Below are 20466 nucleotides of genomic sequence, written 5' to 3' on the forward strand. Positions count from 1 at the left end.
GGCGCAGGCCCCGCGAGCATGACACGGAGGGGGTCCGCACCACATGGTGCGGACCCCCTCCGGTGTCGACCGGCTTGTCGACTCAGTGCTCGACGATGGCCAGGACGTCGCGCGAGGAGAGGATCTGGTACTCCTCGCCCTCGAACTTGACCTCCGTGCCGCCGTAACGGCTGTAGATCACGGTGTCGCCGACCTTGACGTCGACGGGCACGCGCTTGCCGTTGTCATCGATGCGGCCGGGGCCCACGGCCATGACCTCACCCTCCTGCGGCTTCTCCTTGGCGGTGTCCGGAATGACCAGCCCGGAGGCGGTCGTACGCTCGGCCTCGAGCTGACGGATCACAATGCGGTCCTCAAGCGGCTTGATGGAGATCGACACTGTCGTGACTCCCTTTCTGATGGTGGCAGATTCATGTGTCCCGTGCGCCTGCCGTCGCGGGGGTCAGGACCCAGGACGCGGTCGCGGCCCGAGGGCCGCGTTCCGCCGTCAAGCTTAGGTCCGTACTGGCACTCTGACAACCCGAGTGCCAGCAGCGCCCGCTCCGCGCCCCGACGGCATGTCGTGGGACGATGGGCCCCGTGACCTCGACCCTGACCCCCGTCATCTCCTCCCCGGGCTGGGAGCTCCTCGCCGCGCTGGAGGCGATGCCCGACCGCGCCGACATGGACCCGATGCGCCTGGGCCGATCCCTGCGCGAGCAGGGCGTCGCCCCGGACGTCGCCGCCGGAGTGCTCGCGCAACTGAGCCTCCGCGACCGGGCTGAGTCGAAGTTCGGCCGCTTCGCCCGCACCATGGTCCTCACGCGCGACGGACTGGAGCAGGCCACCCGCATGGTCGTCGCCGCCTTGCACGCCCAGCGGTTCCTCGACGCGGGCGCCACCCGGGTCGCGGACCTGGGATGCGGAATCGGGGGTGACGCTCTGGCCATGGCCGGGCTGGGCCTCGGCGTCCTCGCCTTCGACGTCGACGAGGACGCCGCCGTGGCCGCGGCCGCCAACCTCCGCGCCTTCCCCGGGGCCTCGGTCAGGCGCGGGGACGCGCGCGACCTGGAACCCGGGGGCCTCGTCGCGGAGGGCGTCGACGCCTTGTTCGCCGACCCGGCCCGCCGGACCGGGCAGGCGCTCGGCGCCAGGCGGCTGCTGGCTCCCGAGCAGTGGTCCCCGCCTCTGTCCTGGGTGCTCGGGTGGCGCGGCTCCTTCGACCGCATCGGCGTGAAGCTGGCTCCCGGCGTCCCCCACGCGGCACTGCCCGACGACTGCCACGTCCAGTGGACGTCCGTCGACGGCGACCTGGTGGAGGCGGCCCTATGGACGCCGGCGCTGGCCCCCGAGGGCCCCGGACGCTCCGCGCGGGTCATCCGCTCGGGACGCTCCCACATTCTGAGGGAGGCCCGGACGGGCGACGGGGGCGCCGCCGAAGGTGATGCGCGCGACCTCCGAGCTCACGGCGCAAGCAGCGAGGTCCGACGGGCCCCCGACGGTCCGATCGCGTCGATGGTCGCCGAGCCCGATCCCGCCGTGATCCGCGCCGGCCTGGTGGCCCGCCTGGCCGAAGACCTGGACGCGCACCTGCTGTCCCCGGGCATCGCCTGGCTGACCGGCGACGACCTGCCCGGCACCGCCTTCGCCTCCCGGTTCGAGGTCCTCGACGTCGTCCCCCTGCGCATCGCGGCGATCGATCGGGCGCTGGCCCTCCTCGACATCGGGCGCGTCGAGGTGAAGAAGCGCGGGGCGGACGTGGATCCCCAGGCGATCCGCGCGGGTCTGCGGCTCACGGGCAGCGGGGAGGCCACCGTCATCGCGACCCGCGTCGCCGGCCGCCACCGCGCGGTCATCGCGAGAAGATGCCGCTCGTCGGCTCCGCATGACTGACACAATGGTGCCCTGGGTCCGCTGCGCCCGCGGCGGACCGCCCGACGCCGGCAGATGGGACCCTCGCATGGCTCTGCCCTTCACCCCCTCGGCCCGCTCGACCATCGGCGTCGAATGGGAGCTCCAGCTCATCGACCAGGACTCCAACGACCTGCGCCAGGCGGCCGATGCCGTCATCGAGCGCGCGACCGTCGACGGCTCCCTCCACCCCTTCGTCCAGCGCGAGATGATGCTCAACACCATCGAGATCACCTCGGGCGCCCGCCGCACCGTCGCCGAGTGCCTCGACGACATCGTGGGCACGGGTGCCTTCCTGCGTGGCATCACGAATCCCCTGCGCATCGACCTGGCCACGGCGGGCACCCATCCCTTCGCGCGCCCGGCCTACCAGCGGGTGACGAACTCGCACCGCTACGAGGAGCTGGTCGAGCGCACCCAGTACTGGGGACGCCAGATGCTGCTGTACGGCATCCACGTCCACGTCGGAGTCGAGGACCGGGCGAAGGTCCTCCCCATCCAGTCGGCCCTGGTCACCCGTCTCGGGCAGATGCAGGCCCTGTCAGCCTCCTCGCCCTTCTGGGCGGGGCAGGACACCGGCTACGCCTCGAACCGCGCGATGGTCTTCCAGCAGCTCCCCACCGCCGGGATCCCCCGCCAATTCGGCGAGTGGGAGGAGCTCGAGCGATACGTCGACGACATGACGCGCACAGGCGTGATCGGCGGTTTCGACGAGATCCGGTGGGACGTCCGCCCGGCCCCCAAGTGGGGGACGGTCGAGAACCGCGTCTTCGACGCCGCGACGAACATCCAGGAGGTCGGCGCCTTCGCGGCCCTCACCCATTGCCTGGTCGAGTACTTCTCCCGGCGTCTCGACGACGACGAGGGGCTGGCGTCCCTGCCGGACTGGTTCGTCGCGGAGAACAAGTGGCGCTCCGCCCGCTACGGCATGGACGCGGAGCTCATCCTGGACCGGTCGGGCCGGGAGGAGCCGGTCGTCGCCACCGTCGAGCGCATGCTCGAGGAGCTCGCGCCCGTCGCCCGCGACCTCGGCTGCGAACGGGAGCTGGAGGGGGTGGAGACGATTCTGCGGATGGGGGCCGGCTATCAGCGCCAGCGCTACGTCGCCGCCCATGCGGGCCGAGCGGGCCTGGACGCCGTCGTCGAGCTGATGCGCGCCGAGATGCGCGCCGACCGCCCCCTGGACCCCGCCGAGTTCCTCAACGCCCGTCCCTCACGGGTTCCGGGATCCGCCCATGGAGCGCCAGCCTGAGAGCCGTGCCCCGCGGCGCCCGGATCAGCTCGGCGCGGCGGCGGGCACTGGGCGGGGAGCCATCCAGGTCTGGGTGAGCGGCATGCCCGAATCCGGGGAGAATCCCGGATCCGAGGGCGCGACGCCGGCGCGGACCAGCTCGGCGCCGATCGCCGCGATCTGGGCTCCGTTGTCCGTGCAGAAGCGCAACGGGGGCATCCGCACCGTGAGCCCGGCGGCGTCGGCGCGCTCCCGGATCAGGGCCCGCAGGCGCGAATTCGCTGAGAATCCGCCCCCGATGACGATGGTGCCGCACCCCGTGTCCTGGCAGGCGCGCACCGCCTTGGAGGTCAGGGAGTCGTTGACCGCCTCCGAGAAGGCGGCGCACACGTCCTCGGCGCTCACCTCCTCCCCGCACTGCCGGGCCCCCTCGACATAGCGGGCGACGGCCGTCTTGAGGCCGGAGAAGCTGAAGTCGTAGGCGTGGCGGTCCCGGTCCTTCGGCGCTGCCAGGCCCCGCGGGAAGCGGATGGCCTCGCGATCGCCCCGCTGGGAGAGCCGGTCGACATGGGGCCCTCCCGGGTAGGGGAGCCCGAGGAGGCGGCCGACCTTGTCGAACGCCTCTCCGGCGGCGTCGTCCAGGGTCCCACCGAGCTCGCGCACGTCAGTGGCGATGTCGTGGACGTCCAGCAGGTTCGAGTGGCCCCCCGAGACGACCAGTCCGATGAAGTGCTCCGGGAGCGGGCCCTCGGCCAGCTTGTCCACGGCCAGGTGGCCGATCACATGGTTGACGCCGTAGAGCGGCCGGTCCAGGGCCAGCGCCAGGGCCTTCGCCGCGCAGATGCCGACGGTGAGGGAACCGACCAGTCCGGGTCCCGCGGACACGGCGATGGCATCGACGTCGCCCAGCGACACCCCGGCCTCGTCCAGCGCCGAATCCAGCGTGGGCACGAAGGCCTCCAGGTGGGCGCGCGAGGCGATCTCGGGGATGATCCCCCCGTAGCGGGCGTACTGGTCCATCGAGGTCGCCGTGCGGTCGACCAGGAGGTCGTCGCCGCGCACGAGGCCCACGCCTGTCTCGTCGCACGTCGACTCGATGCCGAGGATCAGGGGGTCGGAGTCGCTCACCCGTCCGATTCTACTGGTCGTACAGACTGAGGACCGAGACAGGTGCTCCTCAAGGAAGCGGGCAGGGTCGATACTGGGAACGACGGTCATCGTGATGATGCCTTTCGAGTGGGATGTGAGAGTTTCCTCGAAGGGTCACACGGTGGCCATCGCCACATCCGACGACACGAGCGCCGAGCTAACGAGACACCACTCTGGTGGGCACGACCGACAGGCACGACATCGGGGACCACGGCGACAGGTCCCAGTCCGGAGATTTTGAACCAGTCCACGACCCGACAGCCTTCTCATGCGGTCCGGCCAGAGAGGACGGAAAGGGGGTATCCCCCGGATCGGGGACGTCGGCTCCGACCTCGGCACGGACACTGCCGGGTGCGCGCTACTTCGCCTTCACCAGTTGGGAGACGCGCCCGCGGGAGACGCCCATGATGTCCGCCGTGTCGGCCAGAGAGAGGCCATTAGAGCGGAGGCGGCGGGCCGCGTCACTGGACAGGCGGGCGGCCTCACGGCGAGCCGTCTCGGCGGCGCGCACAGCCTCACGGGCCCTCAACGCCTCATCGACACCGTCCACATCGGGGACGATCTCAATACTCCAGCCGGAGTGCTCGATCCCATCCTCGACGGTGTCGAGGTAGTCGACGACCTGTTGACGCGCCCTGCTGAGAACGTCGACCTGTGTCCACACGTCGTCGCCGTTCCACAGTTCCCAGCCGCCCGCCCAGCGCTTCGCGGTAATGCGGATCGTCTTGCTCATTGCTTGCTCCTCTCGATCGCCTTGAGCGCCTTCTGCGTGAGTCCTGGGGAAATCTCTCGGGTCTGAGTGATCGACACCGACACCGAGCCGTTCGACCAGACCTCGTGATCCCCCTTCCCCTGGCGGGACACGAACCCGGCGGCGCGCAACAGGCAAGCGAGGTCGCGGTAGCGCATCGGCTTCGTCGCCCCGCGAATATAGTCACCCTAGCCACCGGAGTGCAAGGGTAGCTAACCGGCCAGCACGGCAAGGATCGACAGCCTCCCAAACGCCGATCGAGACACTCGGCAGACCACCAGGACAGCAGGCCACCGCGTGTTCGACGCGGCTCGTACAGGCAGCGCGCGCCCCAAAAAACGGGATCGTCCGCGCGCAGACGGCGAAGTGCTATCCAGCGGTGTCGGGCTCCCCTGGGCGGGGAGTCCCTCTCCCCGCCGTTTTCCCACCACACTGGCACGTGCGTTCGTCCCCTTGTGCTCGCCCTCTGTGTGTTCGGTCGGAGCGCGGAGGCGAGAGCGACGCCCTCGTCCTCGTCGCCGCAGAGAATCGAAAGGACGGACGGTTCGAGCATCTCAGCCTCCTCGATTCACACGACGGGAGGACAGACTCGGTACGCAGGCCTCATCGGTGGCCAGGCCGACGAAGGAAGGCCGATGTTTTTGACAGGAGTCCCCGGGTCGTCAGCCCGTCGGGCATTTCGATCGCGGCGTCGTAGCCAACTCTCATGGGAACTCAGTGCAACCACAGTTGGACCGCGAAGAGCCCGACAGGCCTCGTCATCGCGTGTGCGCTCGCGCTGAGTGCGTGCTCCCACCCGAAGCACCTCGATCACGAGTCCTTTTCTTCAACCGACAACGGACAAATGCCAAGCCTTCCGGTGGAAAGCAGGTCGGCAACGGTTTCCCGACCGATCTGTCCTACCTGGGCTGGTCCCTGGCACATGCCGATACCTCGTCGGCGTCTGCCATCGCCGAGAATGCCGACTGGAGAAGATCCTCGACGAGGAACATGCTGAAGACATCCTCCGGCATCGTCGAAAGCTCCGGCGAGTAGCCGTGCGCTGCCATCTCCCTCCACGCGAGCGTGACAGTGGCCCTCGACGGGCCCCTGAGCGACCGATGGGCAACACCGTTTTCGCCCCGACCCCGGAGCCGGAGGATCAGGCCGCGTCCTCGTCCCCGGAGCCGGGCCGACGGAAGCCTGCGACCGCGATTCCGAGGATCCCCACCGCGAGCGCGCCCAGGGCCGTGGGGAACAGCCCGACGGCGAAGGAGGCGATCTCGGAGTCGGGCATGAACATGCCGATGACCAGGACCAGTCCGAGCACGGCGAAGGCCACCAGCCCCCCGATGCCGATCCCCGTGCCGACCCGCCACCGGGTCGTGCGCGGAGCCGGCTGTTCCTCGGCGGCTCCGGCCTGCCCCTGGTCCTGCTGGCTCATGCTCTCTCCTTGACGCGTCGTCCGTGTCGATTCTCTACGCGTCCAACCTACCCGCCCCGCCGCGCGGGAGAGGGGACCGAGGTCTGTCTCCCGATCGCGTCTTGCGGCATCGCCCGACGCGCCCCCAATAGCGCTACGATATTCGTAGCGCTACGGAATGCGTAGCGATAGAGAAAGGAATCGACAATGCCCACCACCACGACATCCGGCACCAACACCCACGCCTGGCAGACGTGGCAGGACTGGGTGAACCTGGTCCTCGGCGTGTTCCTCGCCTTCACGCCCCTCTTCATCACGGACATCGCCGCCGGTTGGGCGATCTCCCTCGGCATCGTCATCGGTGTGGTCTCACTGTGGGCCCTCGGCACGGCCGCATCGTCCGCGGCCGAATGGGCGCAGATCGTCGCCGGAGCCCTCGTGTTCCTCTCGCCCTGGTTCGCCGGGTTCGCCTCCGGCGGGGCCGGATGGACCGCGTGGATCCTCGGCCTCGCGGTCGTCATCCTGGCGGCCTGGTCGATGAACCGGCACAAGGAGGCATGAGACCGCGGCGGGCATGCCTATGCTGGGGCGACGCCTCCGGCGTGCGCGCGGAGGCGACGGGGTCGGGCCGCCCGGTCCGGCCCCGTCACACTGCTCCGGAAAGGACGGCTCGGACCATGCCCAATGAACACGCGGCGCTCACGCGCCGCCTCACGGACGAGAAGATCACGCGGGCGACTCTCGCCCTCACCCTCGAATCCGGCACGGACGCCGTCACCATCGAATCGGTGTCGCAGAGATCGGGAGTCGCCAAGACCACGCTCTACCGCCGCTTCGCGAACCGCGACGAACTGCTCGCGCGCGTGGCCGAGACGATCGAGGTCACCCGCATCGACGCCTCCATGGCGCCCGGCCGCGAGGGACTCACCGAGATCATCCGGACCGCCCAGGCCTTCTTCGAGGACCGGATCGGGCTGGGCCGGCTCGGCCGGCTGCTCTCGGCCGACTCGGCGTTCCTCGCCCTCGTCGTCGACCGGCTCGTCCGCCCGCAGCACGACGCGATCCTCGGCTTCTTCCGGCGCGGCGTGCGCTCCGGCGTCTTCCGCGCCGACGCGGACTATGCCGTCATCCTGGACGCCATCACCGGTTCCATGGTGATCCGGGACGCCCTGACCGGCGACGTGCCCGACGCGTGGCCGGAGCAGATCGTCGCCGCGCTGTGGCCCAGCATCGCTGCCCGCGAGGGTTCCTGACGGCGAACCGGGCCCCGGAGTCCTCCCCCAAGGGGGGCGGCTCCGGGGCCCGGCCGAGGCGTCGGCGAGAGAGGGTCAGACCCCCTTGAGCACGGACTTGCCCAGCTGGCGGTTGAGCGTCGCGATGACGTCCAGCGGGATCTGCTTGGGGCACACGGCGGCGCACTCGCCGATGTTCGTGCAGGAGCCGAAGCCCTCCTCGTCCATCTGGTTGAGCATGCCGACCACGCGCGTGAAGTTCTCCGGCTTGCCCTGCGGGAGCAGGCCCAGGTGCGTGACCTTCGCCGAGGTGAACAGCATCGCCGAGGCGTTCGGGCAGGCCGCCACGCAGGCGCCGCACCCGATGCAGGCGGCGGCCTCGAACGCCTTGTCCGCGTCCTGCTTCGGGACGGGCGTCGCATGGGCATCGGGAGCCCCGCCCGTGTTGACCGAGATGTAGCCACCCGCCTGGACGATGCGGTCCAGGGCCGAGCGGTTGACCACGAGGTCCTTGATGACGGGGAAGGCCTCCGCGCGCCACGGCTCGATCGTGATGACGTCGCCGTCGTGGAAATGGCGCATGTGGAGCTGGCACGTCGTGGTGACCTGCGGCCCGTGGGCGACCCCGTTGATGACGAGGCCGCACTGGCCGCAGATGCCCTCGCGGCAGTCCGAGTCGAAGGCGATGGGCTCCTCGCCGCGGGCGAAGAGCTCCTCGTTGAGGATATCGAGCATCTCGAGGAACGAAGACTCCTCGGCGACGCCGCGGACCTGGTACTCGTGCATGGCGCCGGGGTCCTCCGGACCGCTCTGACGCCAGATTCTCAGTGTGAGGTTCACTTGTAGCTCCGCTGCTTCAGCTCGATGTTGTGATAGATGAGGTCTTCCTTGTGGAGGATCGGGGACTGCCCCTCTCCAGCCCACTCCCAGGCGGCGACGTAGAGGTAGTCCTTGTCGTCGCGCAGGGCCTCACCCTCGGGAGTCTGGGACTCCTCGCGGAAGTGCCCGCCGCACGACTCCGCGCGGTGCAGGGCGTCGACGCACATCAGCTCGCCCAGTTCCATGAAGTCGGCGACGCGCCCCGCCTTCTCGAGGGACTGGTTGAGCTCGCCCACGGACTTCCCGGGAACCCGCACGTTCTTCCAATAGTCCGCGCGCAGCTTCCGGATGAGGTCGATGGCGGTGCGCAGGCCCTCCTCGGTGCGCGACATCCCGCAGTACTCCCACATGATCTGTCCGAGCTCCTTGTGGAAGGAGTCGACGGAGCGGGTGCCGCCCACCGACATCAGGCGGTCGATGCGGTCCTGGGCCTCCTGGCGCGCAGCGAGCACGTCCGGGGAGGACTCGTCGAGCTTCGGCAGGCTGAAAGCGTGGGCGAGGTAGTCGCTGATCGTGTTCGGCAAGACGAAATAGCCGTCGGACAGGCCCTGCATGAGGGCCGAGGCGCCCAAGCGGTTCGCGCCGTGGTCGGAGAAGTTGGCCTCGCCGATGACGTAGAGCCCGGGGACGTTGGACTCCAGGTCGTAGTCGACCCACAGTCCGCCCATCGTGTAGTGGACGGCGGGGTAGATGCGCATCGGGACCTTGTAGGGGTTGTCGCCGGTGATGCGCTCGTACATGTCGAAGAGGTTCCCGTACTTCTCGGAGACCTTCTCGACGCCCATCCGCCCGATGGCCTCGGCGAAGTCCAGGTAGACGCCGCGCGCCACGCCGCCGATCTTCGGGCCGACGCCGCGTCCCTCGTCGCACATGTTCTTCGCCTGGCGCGAGGCGATGTCGCGGGGCACCAGGTTGCCGAAGGACGGGTAGATGCGCTCGAGGTAGTAGTCGCGGTCCTCCTCGGGGATCTCGCGCGGGTCCTTCTCGCAGTCCTCGGCCTTCTTCGGCACCCAGATCCGCCCGTCGTTGCGCAGCGACTCCGACATCAGCGTGAGCTTGGACTGCTGGTCCCCGTGCTGGGGGATGCAGGTCGGGTGGATCTGCGTGAAGCAGGGGTTCGCGAAGTAGGCGCCCTTGCGGTGCGCACGCCAGATGGCCGTCGCGTTGCAACCCATCGCATTCGTCGACAGGAAGAACACGTTGCCGTAGCCGCCGCTGGCCAGGACCACCGCGTCGCCGATGTAGGTCTCGAGCTCGCCGGTCACCATGTTGCGGGCGACCAGACCCCGGGCGCGGCCCTCGGACACGATGAGCTCCACCATCTCGTGGCGGGAGTGCTCGGTGACGGTGCCGGCCGCGACCTGGCGCTCCAGCGCCTGGTAGGCGCCGATGAGAAGCTGCTGGCCGGTCTGGCCGCGGGCGTAGAACGTGCGGGAGACCTGCACGCCGCCGAAGGAGCGGTTGTCGAGCAGCCCGCCGTACTCGCGGGCGAAGGGGACGCCCTGGGCGACGCACTGGTCGATGATGTTCGCGCTGACCTCAGCCAGGCGGTAGACGTTGGTCTCGCGGGCCCGGTAGTCCCCGCCCTTGACCGTGTCGTAGAAGAGCCGGTAGACGGAGTCGTTGTCGTTGCGGTAGTCCTTCGCCGCGTTGATCCCGCCCTGGGCGGCGATGGAGTGCGCGCGCCGGGCGGAGTCCTGGTAGAAGAACACGTCGACGTTGTAGCCCATCTCGCCCAGCGAGGCGGCGGCCGCGCCGCCCGCCAGGCCGGTGCCGACGATGAGGACGCGCAGCTTGCGGCGGTTCGCGGGATTGACCAGGGCGGCGGTGAACTTGCGCTGCTCCCAGCACTGGGAGATCGGCACGTCCAGCGGGGCCTTCGAGTCGGCGATGGGCTCGCCCTCGCGGTAGAGGCCCTTGACGAGTGTGTCAGTCATTGTTTTCCTCAATGCCTTCCTCAGGGGATGATCCCGAACGCGATGGAGACGGGCGGCGCCATGAACATCACGAAGATCAGCCCGCCGATGATCCCGGACAGGACCACCATGAACGTCCGCGTGTTGGAGCGGACCCATCCCAGTGACTGGAACGCCGACCAGAACCCGTGGGAGACGTGGAGGCAGGCCGCTGCCACGAACACGGCGTACAGCAGGACCATCCACGGCGACTGGAAGGTGGCGATCATCCGCTCGTAGGGCGTCGAGTCCGCGGTGAAGCCCGTCTTCACGGTCCCCGTGGTGAAGTGCAGGATGTGGAAGACCAGGAGAGCGAGGATCAGCACGCCGGACACGCGCATGGTGCGCGCGGCGTAGGAGTTCGCGACGTTCTTCTTGATGACGTAGCGGGTGTGGCGCGCCTTCTTCGACCGGTACCACACGATGAACGCCGAGGCCACGTGGATGACCAGGAACAGGACCATCGCGAGGCGGAAGACCCAGATGAATCCGCCGTGCGGGAAGATCGGGACGAACGCGTCTCCCTTGAGCCATTCGGCGTAGTGGTCGTACGCCTCCTGGCCGAGGAACATCTTGAGGTTGCCGTAGGAGTGGAAGAGGAGGAAGAGGACGAAGACCAGCCCGGAGATCGCCATCAATTGCTTGACGAAGACCGTGGTGGTCCAGGCGCGTCGCTTCTTCGTCACGACTGTGGATGTGGCCATGTGGCCCACAGTATCCGCACCTCCGGGGCCCCCGGTGGGACTTCGGGGCCTCATCTGGCGGCTAGGGGCGCCGCATGCGGAATCGTGCGGGCCTCCTCCGACCCGTTCGCGACACGGCGTCACCTCCGGCGCCGTGCCGAGCCGAGAATTGCGCAAACGTCACGTTGTGAATATGACTTTCGTCATGCTCCCCCGCCCGCCTCGCGACGAGGGCGGCCCCGCCCGGCGGACCGGGGCCGGAAAGGCGTCAGGACCGCCGCGCGCCCATGATGTCCAGCCGCATCGTCACCGCGTCCTCGCTGGGGTTGCGGAAGTAGCGGCGCACGCGGCCGATCGGACGGAAGCCGGCTCGGGCGTAGAGGCCCAGGGCCGCCTCGTTGGAGGGCCGGACCTCCAGGAAGACGCGCTGGGACCCGGACTCGCGCGCGGCGCGCAGGAGGTCGGCCAGCAGCGCCCGCCCCACGCCGCTGCCCCGCCGGCCCTCGCGCACGCCGATCGTCATGATGTCCGCGTCGGGTCCCAGCCGGATCCCGGCATAGCCGAGGACCTCCCCGCCCTCCACGGCCGCGACGTAGCGGCGGTCCGGGACGCGCAGCTCCTCCTCCACGGCCGCGCGCGACCAGGGGTCCTCCGCGAAGACCTCGCCCTCCAGGTCGGCGATCGTCTCCGCGTCATCGGGGCCCAGGGCGCGCAGGGCGAACGGCGCGGCCGGACCATCGGGCGCGGGGCCCGCACCAGGGCCGCTCACAGGGGGCGTGGCGACTGCCCCTGGATGTCAGGGCGGCGCAGGTAGAGCGGTTCGGTGCCCAGCCGGCCGGCCTCGCCGCGATCGAGCCGCGCGGCGACCAGCCGGGCGAGGACCGCGGGGTCCAAAACGACCTCGGGCCCCGTGGGCGCCTGGGAGAGCGCCTCGCGGGCATGGCCGGGCAGGGGGGCGCCGGAGACCAGCAGGGCGTCCGCGCCGCGCAGCGCGTTGGCCACCTGCCGGGGCGCGTCGACACGCGGCCCGGAGACGACGGCGACGTCATCGGGGCCCTGGGCGCGGTACAGCGCCCAGTACAGCTCCCTGCGTCGGGCGTCGGAGACGACGAGGACCTCCGCGTCGGGGGGGAGCACGTCCAGCGCCTGACGGGCCAGGATGTCCAGGCTGGACGCGCCGTGCACGGGCGCGCCGCAGGCCCGGGCGAGGGCACGCGCGGTGACCAGACCGGCCCGCAGCCCCGTGTAGGGGGCCGGCCCGGTGCCGACGAGGACCTGGGTGATCCCGGCCTGCGTGAGCGCGCCGGTGAGCCCGGCCTCGTCCAGGGCGCCCCGCAGCATCGGGGCGATCGACTCGGCGTGGTGGCGCGCGGAGTCGTTCCGGGCTCGGGCCACGGTCCGTCCGTCGCGCACGACGGCGACGGAGGTGGCGGATGAGGTGTCCAGGCAGAGTCCGATCACGGCTGCCGATCCTACTCGGTGGGGGCGCGGCCGGCCGTGCCGACGGAGTCGCCGAGCGCCCGGGCCTCCTCGCCCAGGTGCGCGAGCTCGCCGTCCCATCGGGCGCCGATGGGGCGCAGGGAGATCTCCCGGAGCCCGTCGTCCAGGTCCTCCAGGTCGATGACGGCATCCGGCCCGCGCCTCACCTCGCCTCCGGTGGGACGCGCGATGTCCACCTCGAGGCGTTCCTCCGACAGGGCCTCCGTCTTGCCCTCGCCCCATTCGACGACGGTCACCGAATCGGCCAGGGTGGAGTCCAGGTCGAGGGTCTCCAGGTCGTCCAGGTCGGTGATGCGGTAGGCGTCGGCGTGGATGAGGTCCGGTCCGCCGACGAGCGAGGGGTGGACGCGGGCGACGATGAAGGTGGGGGACGCGATGCGCCCGCGGACGTGGAGGCCCGCCCCGATCCCCTGGGCGAAGGTGGTCTTGCCGGCTCCGAGTTCGCCGCGCAGCATCACGAGGTCGCCGGCGCGCAGGTGGGCGGCGAGCGCCTGCCCGAGGGCCCGGGTCTGCCGGGCGTCGCGGACCGTGAACCGCGGGGTCGCCACCGCGGCTTCGGTCCAGACGCGCGGGATCCGCTCCCCCAGGCGCGTGACGATCTCATAGTTGATGGTGCCGCAGACACGGGCCCAGTCGTCGGCCATCGGGACGCCCGGCGTGACGAGCGGATCGCCGAAGAGCACGGCGGTGTCGCCGACCCGCGCCGGAGGGACGGCCTCGCCGGACTGGACGGGCCCCAGGTCGACGACGAACTGGTCCATGCACACGCGCCCGACCACGTGGGTAGGCAGCGGCCCGGAGGCGGTGAGGACCGTGACGGGACCGTGGTTCGACGCCGCGCGCAGGATGCCGTCGCCGTAGCCCAGGGGGACGAGGCCGAGCCAGCGCCGGTCCGGCGCGCGCCACGTGCCGCCGTAAGACACCGGGCGCCCGGCGTCCACGGCCTTCACGGAGGTGAGCGGCGCCTCCAGGCGCATCGCGGGACGCAGCCCGAGCTCGCGCGCGGTCGCGACGGCGGGGTCGGGGCTCAGGCCGTACATGCCGATCCCGGCGCGGACCAGGTCATAGTGGGCCTCGGGGTGCCACAGGATGCCGGAGGTCGCGCTGATGTGGCGGATCTGGGGCGCCAGGCCCGCCTCGGAGAGGACGCGGAGGCCCTCCTCGAAGATCGCGAGGTGCTCGGCGGTGGAGGCCCGCCCCTCGGGACTCGGGTCGTCGGCACGGGAGAAGTGCGACCAGGCGCCGACGAGCTCGACCTGCCCCTGGTCGACGGACTGCCGGACCGCGGCCGCGAGCGCCGGCAGGTCGCGGAGGGTGGCCCCGGCCCGCGACATGCCGGTGTCGATCTTGACGTGGATGCGCGCGGGGCGTCCGGCCGCCCGCGCCGCCGCGGCGATCTCGAGGAGGGCCCACGTCCAGGACACGGACAGGTCGATGTCCGCCTCGATGGCGGCGCGCCAGTCGGCGCCGCTGGGGGCGATCCAGGCGAGGACCGGCGACTGTCGGCGGGGGATGCCGGCCTGGTCGAGCCCGCGGCGCAGATCGAGCGCCTCCTCCAGCTGGGCGACGCCGAGCCAGTCGGCGCCGGCCCTGAGGGCGGCGAGGGCGCTCGGCAGCGTCCCGTGCCCGTAGGCGCCGGCCTTGACGACGGCCATCTGCAGGCTGTGAGGCGCGGCGGCGCGCAGCACGGCGAGGTTGTGCGCGATGGCGCCCGCGTCGACGACCGCCCGGCCGGGGTAGTCCGAGGGGGCCGGATCGGGTATGCCGAAGGTGATCGGGTCGCAGGCGCTCACGGGCCCCAGTATCCCACCGCGGGATCGCGGCTCCACCCCGGGGTCGCGCCGTGGGCTCCGGACGCCGTCCCCGCCCCTCAGCCGTCGAGCGCCTTCGCCCATCCGATCAGTCCCGCGCCGGCCACGACCAGGACCACGCCGGCGAGGGTCGCCGCAAGCTCCCGGGGCGTGCGCCGCTCCCCGAGGAGGAAGATCCCGCCCAGGGTGGAGATGATGACCCCGAGCTGGGACAGGGAGAACCCCATGGCCACCCCGACACGCGCCGCATTGGTCTGCATGAGCAGCACGCCGATGCCCCACAGGGCGCCGGGGACGAGCTGGCGCGCCGTCATGCGGGACCAGCGGGTGTCCCGGGCCCCGAGGTCCGGCGTCAGCCTCGGAGAGGTGAGGATCAGGCAGGCGACGACGCATCCGGCGAACTGAGGGAGCATGGCCTCCTCCCCGCCGATGCCGAAGGCGCGCTGGACCAGCAGGTAGCCGACCAGGCAGACGGTCGAGACCGCGAGGTCCACCCGCCCGCGGGCCCAGTCCACGCCCGCCAGGGCGGGTGCGCCCTCCGTCCACGTCGTGCACGTCACCCCGGCCGTCAGCAGGACGAGGGCCAGGATGCCGACCGGCATCGCCCCCGGCCCGCGCCACTCCCCGAAGAGGAGGATCCCGCCCAGCGCCATGCCCACGAGTTGCCCTCCGGTGGAGATCGGCATCGTGCGGGAGACCCCGACGTGGTTGAGTCCCTGGACCTGGTACTGGATCCCGATGCCCAGGACCGCGCCCGTCAGGAAGGAGACCGCGACGGTGCGCAGGTCCCAGTCCACGTGGAGGAAGGGGGCCAGCACCACGGAGACGAGGAGGGCGCCCGTGACCTCGCCCATCGTCTGCTGCCGGTAGTTCCCTCCCAGGGCGACCAGGAGCAGCGACATGGCGCCGAAGATCAGCGAGGGCGCCAGCGCGATGAGGAAGTCGGCCACCGCGTCACCTTACAGCCGAGCGGCCGGGGCGGACGGCGCCTCGTCGCGAGTCTGAGCCCAGGTCCGGCGGCGCCGGGTGCGCCGCTCCTCCTGTGCCACGCGCACCAGCCCGCCGATGACCGCGGGGACCGCGCTCGCCAATTCGTCGGCCTGGATGGGCGCGCCCAGGGCCTGCGCCGGCCCCGCGGGGTCCGCCCCGGCCGCGAGGCGGGCGGCCTCCGCATGGATCCACACCGCGCACGCCGCGGTGAGCGCCACGTCCAGGGGATCCCCTCCGCGTTCCTCTTCCGCGCGGCGCTGGGCCAGGAGCGAGCCCATGACGCCGGCCAGGACGTCGCCGCTGCCCGCGACCCCGGCCCATCCGGTCGTCCCCTCCAGGGAGAAGACCCTCCCGTCGGTGCCGACCACCAGCGTCACCGATCCCTTGAGGACGACGGTGGCCCCGGTGAGCTCCGTCAGGCGCCGCGCACCGGCCAGGGGCCTCGCCTCGACGTCGTCCCGCTCGACCGGCCGGTCCTCGAGCTCCGCCAGCAGGGTCGCGGCCTCGCCGGCGTGGGGGGTCAGGACGACACCCGCCAGCGGCCCCGGATCCGTCCTCAGCGCGGAGACGAACCCCAGCGCCCCGGCGTCGAGCACCAACGGGATGCCGCGGCCGAGAGCCCGCCGGGCGACCGACAGCGCCCGGTGCTCGATCTCGGAGTCGAGGCCGGAGCCGACCACCGCCGCCTGGGAGCGCCCCGACGCGGTGACCACGCCGGGGTGGCGGTCGAGGACGATGCGGGAGGTCCTCCCACTGGACTCCAGGCGCACCATGCCCGGCCCGGCTCCGAGGGCGCCCATGACCGCCAGGACTCCGGCGCCCGGGTAGGTGTCCGAGCCGGCGGCCACGGTGACCACCCCGCGCGTGTACTTGTGGTCGAAGGGGCCGGGGACCCTCAGCATCAGCGACACGTCCGACGCCTCGGGGCGCAGCACCTCCGCGGAAGGCGCGCCCTCCCCGTACGCGCCGGCGTCGAGGCCCAGGTCCACCGTCTCCACGGAGCCCGCGTACTGGGCGGCAGGGGGCAGCAGCAGCGGCGTCTTGACGGCCCCCATGGTGACGGTGTGGTCGGCCGGCAGCACCGCGCCCGGCACGGTCCCGTCCTCCGCACCGGAGCCGGAGGGCACGTCCACGGCCACGATGCGCGTGCCCGCGAGCCGGGCGGCCCGCCCGAGCTCGCGCACGGCTGCGGCCAGCGGCTCCCTGAGGGGGCCCCTCAGCCCGGTCCCGGTCAGTCCATCCACCCACAGATCCGCCGTCAGCCAGCCGGGGACGCCCTCGTCGAGGGGAAGGGGGAGGCGGCGGACGTCGACGCCGGCGGCCTGCGCCTCCGCGAGCGCTCGGGCGTGGGGGTGGTCGCTGAGCAGGGCCGCACGCACCTCTAGCCCATCCCTGGCCAGCATGGCCGCCGCGTACAGCGCGTCTCCGCCGTTGTCGCCGCCGCCCGCGAGGGCGACGACGCCGACGGGCCCCTCCCCGACGCGCCCGCCCGCCAGGCGTTCCACGGCGTCGGCCACCCCGCGGGCGGCGCGCAGCATCAGCGCGTCCCGGGGAGCCCGGGCGACGGCCCGTCGTTCCGCCTCGCGGACCGTCTGAGGAGGCAGGGCGTGGATCACGCTCCCATTGTGCTCCCGGCCGGGGCGCGGCGGCTCACTCGACGGTGACGGACTTGGCGAGGTTGCGCGGCTGGTCGACGTCGTGGCCCATGGCGCCCGCCAGCTCGCAGGCGAACAGCTGCAGGGGGACGACGTCCAGCAGGGGCAGGTAGAGGGTCGGAGCCGGCGGGATCCGGAAGACGACCTCCGAATAGGCGTCGACGGAGGAGTCCCCCTCCTCCGCGACGACGATGGTGCGCGCTCCCCGGGTGCGGACCTCCTGGATGTTGGAGAGGACCTTGCGGTGGAGCTCCGGACGCCTGGGGGTGGGGACGACGACGATGACGGGCTGCCCCTCGTCGATGAGGGCGATGGGCCCGTGCTTGAGCTCGCCGGCGGCGAAGCCCTCGGCGTGGATGTAGCACAGCTCCTTGAGCTTCAGCGCCCCTTCCAGCGCCACCGGGTAGCCGACGTGTCGGCCCAGGTAGATCACCGACGTCGCCCCGGTCATCGTCCGCGCGACCTGGCGCACGGACTCGGCCCGGTCGAGGATCCGCTGCACCTTGTCCGGGACAAGGGCGAGCTTGTCCATGTAGTCCTGGATCTCGTCGGAGAACTTGTTGCCGCGGATCTGGGCCAGGTACAGGCCCAGGATGTAGGTGGCGGTGATCTGGGCGGTGAACGCCTTCGTGGAGGCGACCGCGATCTCCGGGCCCGCGTGCGTGAGCAGCACCGCGTCGGACTCACGCGAGATCGTCGAGCCCGGCGTGTTGACGATGGCGACGACCTTCGCCCCCTGCTCTCGGGCGTGGCGGATCGCCATGATCGTGTCCATGGTCTCCCCGGACTGGGAGATGGCCACGACCAGCGTCTTCTCGGTGACGACGGGGTCGCGGTAGCGGAACTCGCTGGCCAGCTCCACCTCGACCGGGATCCGGCACCAGTGTTCGATGGCGTAGCGAGCGACGAGGCCCGCGTAGAACGCCGTCCCGCAGGCCACGACGACGACCTTGTCGGCCCCGCGCAGAATCGCCTCGGGGATGCGGACCTCGTCGAGGGCGAGGCGCCCGTCGGCGTCGCAGCGGCCCGCCAGCGTGGCGGCGATGGCGGCGGGCTGCTCGTGGATCTCCTTCTCCATGAAGGTCGGCCAGCCCTCCTTGTCGGCGCGATCGTGGGCGAAGTCGGCGCTGAAGTGGCGCGGCTCCACGGGGCGGCCCCCGCGGTCCAGGACCACGACGCCCTCGGACGTCACCGCCACGACCTGGTCCTGGCCGACCTCGACCGCGTCGGTGGTGTGCTCGGCGAAGGCCAGCGCATCGGAGCCGAGGAAGTTCTCCCCCTCCCCGACGCCGACGACCAGGGGCGAGGACCGGCGCGCGGCGACGAGGAGCCCGGGGACCTCCTCGGAGAGGGCGAGCAGGGTGTAGGTGCCCTGAAGGCGCGGGGTGACGGCCAGCATCGCGGACACCAGCGCGCGGCCGGTGCGCAGATCCTCCCCGCCGAGGCCGGGGAGATCCCCCTCCCACGAGGGCGTCCCCGCGTCGTGGAAGGCCAGGTCCAGGAGGTGGACGACGACCTCGGTGTCGGTGTCGGACACCGGCACGATGCCCGCCTCCCGCAGCTCGGCGCGCAGGGCGTCGGCGTTCTCGATGATGCCGTTGTGCACCAGGGCGAGACGGCCGTCGCGCGAGACATGGGGGTGGGCGTTGGCGACGGTGGGCTGGCCGTGGGTCGCCCATCGGGTGTGACCGATCGCGGAGCGCGAGGGCGGCATGTCGGCCTGTTCCAGGGCCGAACGCAGGTTCGCCAGCTTGCCGACGGCCCGCACGACGGTCAGGCCGCCCGTGGCCGGGCCGTCCGGATCGCCCGGGGCGCCCTCGTGGGCCAGCGCCACCCCGGCGGAGTCGTACCCGCGGTACTCCATGCGCGAGAGCCCCTCCATGACGATCTGCAGGGGACGCGGCGAACAGGTCCGGGAGACGTACCCGACGATTCCACACATGCCAGCCATTGCAGCACAGGTCCGGCCCTCGCTCCAACCGGAGGGGTGGGCCGGTCGCGACTCGGCGGGCGGGCGCCGCGTGGCCGCCGGGAACGGGGGCGCCCGAAGTGCGGCACAATACCGGGGTGACGTGTGACCCTCCTGCACCCTCGTCCGCCGATGCGGGCCCGTTCGTCCGCTTCGATCGCGTCGAGTGGGACCGGCTGGCCTCCCGGACTCCCCTCCCCCTCACGCAGGAGGACATCACGGACATCGCCTCGTTGGGGGATCCCATCGACATGCGCGAGGTCGACGCCATCTACCGCCCCCTGTCGGCTCTGCTCCAGCTCTATGTCGACGGGCGCCGGCGCACCACGGCGGAGCGGCGGGCGTTCCTGGGGGAGCAGGCCTCCCCGCCCGTCCCCTTCGTCATCGGCATCGCGGGGTCGGTGGCCGTGGGCAAGTCCACGGTCGCACGGCTGCTGCGCCTGCTGCTCAGCCGGTGGCCGGGCACGCCCCAGGTCGAGCTCGTGACCACGGACGGGTTCCTCCACCCCAACGCCGTCCTGGAGCAGCGCGGGATCCTCGGGCGCAAGGGCTTCCCCGAGTCCTACGACCGCGAGGCGCTGCTGCGTTTCCTCTCGGGCGTCAAGGCTGGGCGGGGGGGCCTGCGCACGCCGGTGTACTCCCACATCGTGTACGACATCGTGCCAGGGCGGTGGATGAGCGTGGGACGCCCGGACATCCTCATCGTCGAGGGGCTCAATGTCCTTCAGCCCCCGCACCTGCGGCCCGGCGGCCGCCCGGGCAGCGGCGTGGTCGTCTCCGACTACTTCGACTTCTCGATCTACGTCGACGCCGACGAGCAGGCGATCGAGGACTGGTACATCCGGCGCTTCCTCCAGCTGCGCCGGACCGCCTTCACCGAGCCGGACTCCTACTTCCGCACCTACGCGGATCTCGACGACGACCAGGCCGTCACCACGGCGCGGGGGTACTGGGACGACATCAACCTCCCGAACCTGAGGGACAACATCCTCCCCACGCGCCCGCGTGCGACGATGGTCTTCACGAAGGGGCCCGACCATCGGGTCGAGACCCTGTGGCTGCGCAAGGAGTGACGGCGAGGCGAGGGAGGTCCCATGGCGCCGGGACGCGGGAGGCGCGGGAGGTGCGTGATCGCGGGTGCGGCGTGCGCGGCCATCGCGGCCGCTCTGCTCGCCGCCTGCGGGTCGCACGGCGGGGAGCCCCTCCCCGCCGATGAGCCGGCCCAGTCGGGCTCGGCCCCCGCTCCGTCCGGCGGACGCGCGCCCGTGCCGATCCCGCCGGCCCCCCGCCGTTCCGGCATCCCCCTGCCCACGGACCCGACCCTCGAGGACAGGTGAGCGCAACCGGGGAGCGGTCCCGTCCGGGGCGC

Annotated in this window: 21 protein-coding genes and 1 pseudogene; 6 read left to right on the top strand and 16 right to left on the bottom strand. The window is 71.6% G+C overall.

Annotated features, from left to right (window positions below; all coding sequences use genetic code 11):
* Positions 1-82: 82 nt before the first annotated feature.
* Positions 83-379, bottom strand: a complete 297-nt coding sequence (gene groES, locus ACFQWG_RS07755; protein WP_380973988.1) for a co-chaperone GroES — start codon at positions 377-379, stop codon at positions 83-85.
* Between the two features lie 200 nt (positions 380-579).
* Between groES and ACFQWG_RS07760 the strand changes: the two genes are divergently transcribed.
* Positions 580-1872, top strand: a complete 1293-nt coding sequence (locus ACFQWG_RS07760; protein ID WP_449329133.1) for a THUMP-like domain-containing protein — start codon at positions 580-582, stop codon at positions 1870-1872.
* Between the two features lie 67 nt (positions 1873-1939).
* Positions 1940-3142 (top strand): glutamate--cysteine ligase, encoded by a 1203-nt coding sequence (locus tag ACFQWG_RS07765; protein ID WP_380973994.1) that lies wholly within the window; start codon positions 1940-1942, stop codon positions 3140-3142.
* Positions 3143-3166: 24 nt separating this feature from the next.
* Here ACFQWG_RS07765 and tsaD read toward each other — a convergent pair whose 3' ends face one another.
* The 5 genes from tsaD to ACFQWG_RS07790 form a co-directional block, all read right to left on the bottom strand.
* Positions 3167-4249 carry a tRNA (adenosine(37)-N6)-threonylcarbamoyltransferase complex transferase subunit TsaD gene (gene tsaD / locus ACFQWG_RS07770; RefSeq protein WP_380973996.1) on the bottom strand — a complete coding sequence of 361 codons (1083 nt, stop codon included), beginning with the start codon at positions 4247-4249 and terminating at the stop codon, positions 3167-3169.
* Positions 4250-4628: 379 nt separating this feature from the next.
* Positions 4629-5003 (bottom strand): antitoxin HicB, encoded by a 375-nt coding sequence (locus ACFQWG_RS07775; RefSeq protein ID WP_380973999.1) that lies wholly within the window; start codon positions 5001-5003, stop codon positions 4629-4631.
* Positions 5000-5179 (bottom strand): type II toxin-antitoxin system HicA family toxin, encoded by a 180-nt coding sequence (locus tag ACFQWG_RS07780; RefSeq protein ID WP_380974002.1) that lies wholly within the window; start codon positions 5177-5179, stop codon positions 5000-5002. Before ACFQWG_RS07780 ends, ACFQWG_RS07775 begins: the two co-directional genes overlap by 4 nt.
* A gap of 741 nt (positions 5180-5920) precedes the next feature.
* Positions 5921-6070, bottom strand: coding sequence for a hypothetical protein (locus ACFQWG_RS07785; RefSeq protein WP_380974005.1), 150 nt, complete (start codon positions 6068-6070; stop codon positions 5921-5923).
* Between the two features lie 92 nt (positions 6071-6162).
* Complete coding sequence (locus tag ACFQWG_RS07790) at positions 6163-6444, bottom strand: hypothetical protein (protein WP_380974008.1); 282 nt, start codon at positions 6442-6444, stop codon at positions 6163-6165.
* 186 nt (positions 6445-6630) lie between these two features.
* Between ACFQWG_RS07790 and ACFQWG_RS07795 the strand changes: the two genes are divergently transcribed.
* Positions 6631-6984: an SPW repeat domain-containing protein gene (locus tag ACFQWG_RS07795; protein ID WP_380974011.1), complete on the top strand. Its 354-nt coding sequence runs from the start codon at positions 6631-6633 to the stop codon at positions 6982-6984.
* Between the two features lie 116 nt (positions 6985-7100).
* A complete protein-coding gene (locus ACFQWG_RS07800; RefSeq protein ID WP_380974014.1) occupies positions 7101-7676 on the top strand; it encodes a TetR/AcrR family transcriptional regulator in 576 nt (191 codons plus the stop codon).
* A gap of 75 nt (positions 7677-7751) precedes the next feature.
* On the opposite strand, the gene ACFQWG_RS07805 is transcribed toward ACFQWG_RS07800, so the two are convergent.
* The 10 genes and pseudogenes from ACFQWG_RS07805 to glmS all read right to left on the bottom strand — a co-directional run bounded on the left by ACFQWG_RS07805 (position 7752) and on the right by glmS (position 19070).
* Entirely contained in the window at positions 7752-8495 is a 744-nt protein-coding gene (locus ACFQWG_RS07805) for a succinate dehydrogenase/fumarate reductase iron-sulfur subunit (protein WP_380974017.1), read from the bottom strand.
* Entirely contained in the window at positions 8492-10471 is a 1980-nt protein-coding gene (locus ACFQWG_RS07810; RefSeq protein WP_380974020.1) for a fumarate reductase/succinate dehydrogenase flavoprotein subunit, read from the bottom strand. Before ACFQWG_RS07810 ends, ACFQWG_RS07805 begins: the two co-directional genes overlap by 4 nt.
* 20 nt (positions 10472-10491) lie before the next feature.
* Positions 10492-11193, bottom strand: a complete 702-nt coding sequence (locus tag ACFQWG_RS07815; RefSeq protein ID WP_380974023.1) for a succinate dehydrogenase cytochrome b subunit — start codon at positions 11191-11193, stop codon at positions 10492-10494.
* Positions 11194-11440: 247 nt separating this feature from the next.
* Positions 11441-11941: a ribosomal protein S18-alanine N-acetyltransferase gene (gene rimI / locus ACFQWG_RS07820; RefSeq protein WP_380974025.1), complete on the bottom strand. Its 501-nt coding sequence runs from the start codon at positions 11939-11941 to the stop codon at positions 11441-11443.
* Complete coding sequence (gene tsaB, locus ACFQWG_RS07825) at positions 11938-12633, bottom strand: tRNA (adenosine(37)-N6)-threonylcarbamoyltransferase complex dimerization subunit type 1 TsaB (RefSeq protein WP_380974028.1); 696 nt, start codon at positions 12631-12633, stop codon at positions 11938-11940. Before tsaB ends, rimI begins: the two co-directional genes overlap by 4 nt.
* Positions 12634-12644: 11 nt before the next feature.
* Entirely contained in the window at positions 12645-13220 is a 576-nt protein-coding gene (gene tsaE / locus ACFQWG_RS07830) for a tRNA (adenosine(37)-N6)-threonylcarbamoyltransferase complex ATPase subunit type 1 TsaE (RefSeq protein ID WP_380976289.1), read from the bottom strand.
* Positions 13212-14447 (bottom strand): annotated as a pseudogene (alr, locus tag ACFQWG_RS07835) (alanine racemase); the annotation flags it as partial. The gene tsaE and the pseudogene alr, both read right to left, overlap by 9 nt.
* A 95-nt stretch (positions 14448-14542) precedes the next feature.
* The gene (locus tag ACFQWG_RS07840) at positions 14543-15433 is read right to left on the bottom strand and encodes a GRP family sugar transporter (RefSeq protein WP_380974031.1); all 891 of its coding nucleotides are present in this window, start codon (positions 15431-15433) and stop codon (positions 14543-14545) included.
* A 9-nt stretch (positions 15434-15442) separates the two neighbouring features.
* Positions 15443-17089, bottom strand: coding sequence for an NAD(P)H-hydrate epimerase (locus ACFQWG_RS07845; RefSeq protein WP_380974034.1), 1647 nt, complete (start codon positions 17087-17089; stop codon positions 15443-15445).
* A gap of 34 nt (positions 17090-17123) precedes the next feature.
* Positions 17124-19070, bottom strand: coding sequence for a glutamine--fructose-6-phosphate transaminase (isomerizing) (glmS, locus tag ACFQWG_RS07850; RefSeq protein ID WP_380974037.1), 1947 nt, complete (start codon positions 19068-19070; stop codon positions 17124-17126).
* Between the two features lie 125 nt (positions 19071-19195).
* On the opposite strand from glmS, the gene coaA reads away from it, so the two are divergent.
* A complete protein-coding gene (coaA, locus tag ACFQWG_RS07855) occupies positions 19196-20170 on the top strand; it encodes a type I pantothenate kinase (protein ID WP_380974040.1) in 975 nt (324 codons plus the stop codon).
* 21 nt (positions 20171-20191) lie between these two features.
* A complete protein-coding gene (locus ACFQWG_RS07860) occupies positions 20192-20434 on the top strand; it encodes a hypothetical protein (protein ID WP_380974043.1) in 243 nt (80 codons plus the stop codon).
* Positions 20435-20466: the final 32 nt, after the last annotated feature.

Origin of the sequence: Schaalia naturae (assembly GCF_042665795.1) — a bacterium.
Classification (GTDB): domain Bacteria; phylum Actinomycetota; class Actinomycetes; order Actinomycetales; family Actinomycetaceae; genus Pauljensenia; species Pauljensenia naturae.

Bases quoted from the DNA above. Each gene is read 5' to 3' on its own strand.
- ACFQWG_RS07860 (WP_380974043.1), top strand. From the start codon at position 20,192: ATGGCGCCGGGACGCGGGAGGCGCGGGAGGTGCGTGATCGCGGGTGCG.
- ACFQWG_RS07765 (WP_380973994.1), top strand. From the start codon at position 1,940: ATGGCTCTGCCCTTCACCCCCTCGGCCCGCTCGACCATCGGCGTCGAA.
- ACFQWG_RS07800 (WP_380974014.1), top strand. From the start codon at position 7,101: ATGCCCAATGAACACGCGGCGCTCACGCGCCGCCTCACGGACGAGAAG.
- ACFQWG_RS07815 (WP_380974023.1), bottom strand. From the start codon at position 11,193: ATGGCCACATCCACAGTCGTGACGAAGAAGCGACGCGCCTGGACCACC.
- ACFQWG_RS07785 (WP_380974005.1), bottom strand. From the start codon at position 6,070: ATGGCAGCGCACGGCTACTCGCCGGAGCTTTCGACGATGCCGGAGGAT.
- ACFQWG_RS07795 (WP_380974011.1), top strand. From the start codon at position 6,631: ATGCCCACCACCACGACATCCGGCACCAACACCCACGCCTGGCAGACG.
- ACFQWG_RS07780 (WP_380974002.1), bottom strand. From the start codon at position 5,179: ATGCGCTACCGCGACCTCGCTTGCCTGTTGCGCGCCGCCGGGTTCGTG.
- glmS (WP_380974037.1), bottom strand. From the start codon at position 19,070: ATGTGTGGAATCGTCGGGTACGTCTCCCGGACCTGTTCGCCGCGTCCC.
- ACFQWG_RS07790 (WP_380974008.1), bottom strand. From the start codon at position 6,444: ATGAGCCAGCAGGACCAGGGGCAGGCCGGAGCCGCCGAGGAACAGCCG.
- ACFQWG_RS07810 (WP_380974020.1), bottom strand. From the start codon at position 10,471: ATGACTGACACACTCGTCAAGGGCCTCTACCGCGAGGGCGAGCCCATC.
- ACFQWG_RS07775 (WP_380973999.1), bottom strand. From the start codon at position 5,003: ATGAGCAAGACGATCCGCATTACCGCGAAGCGCTGGGCGGGCGGCTGG.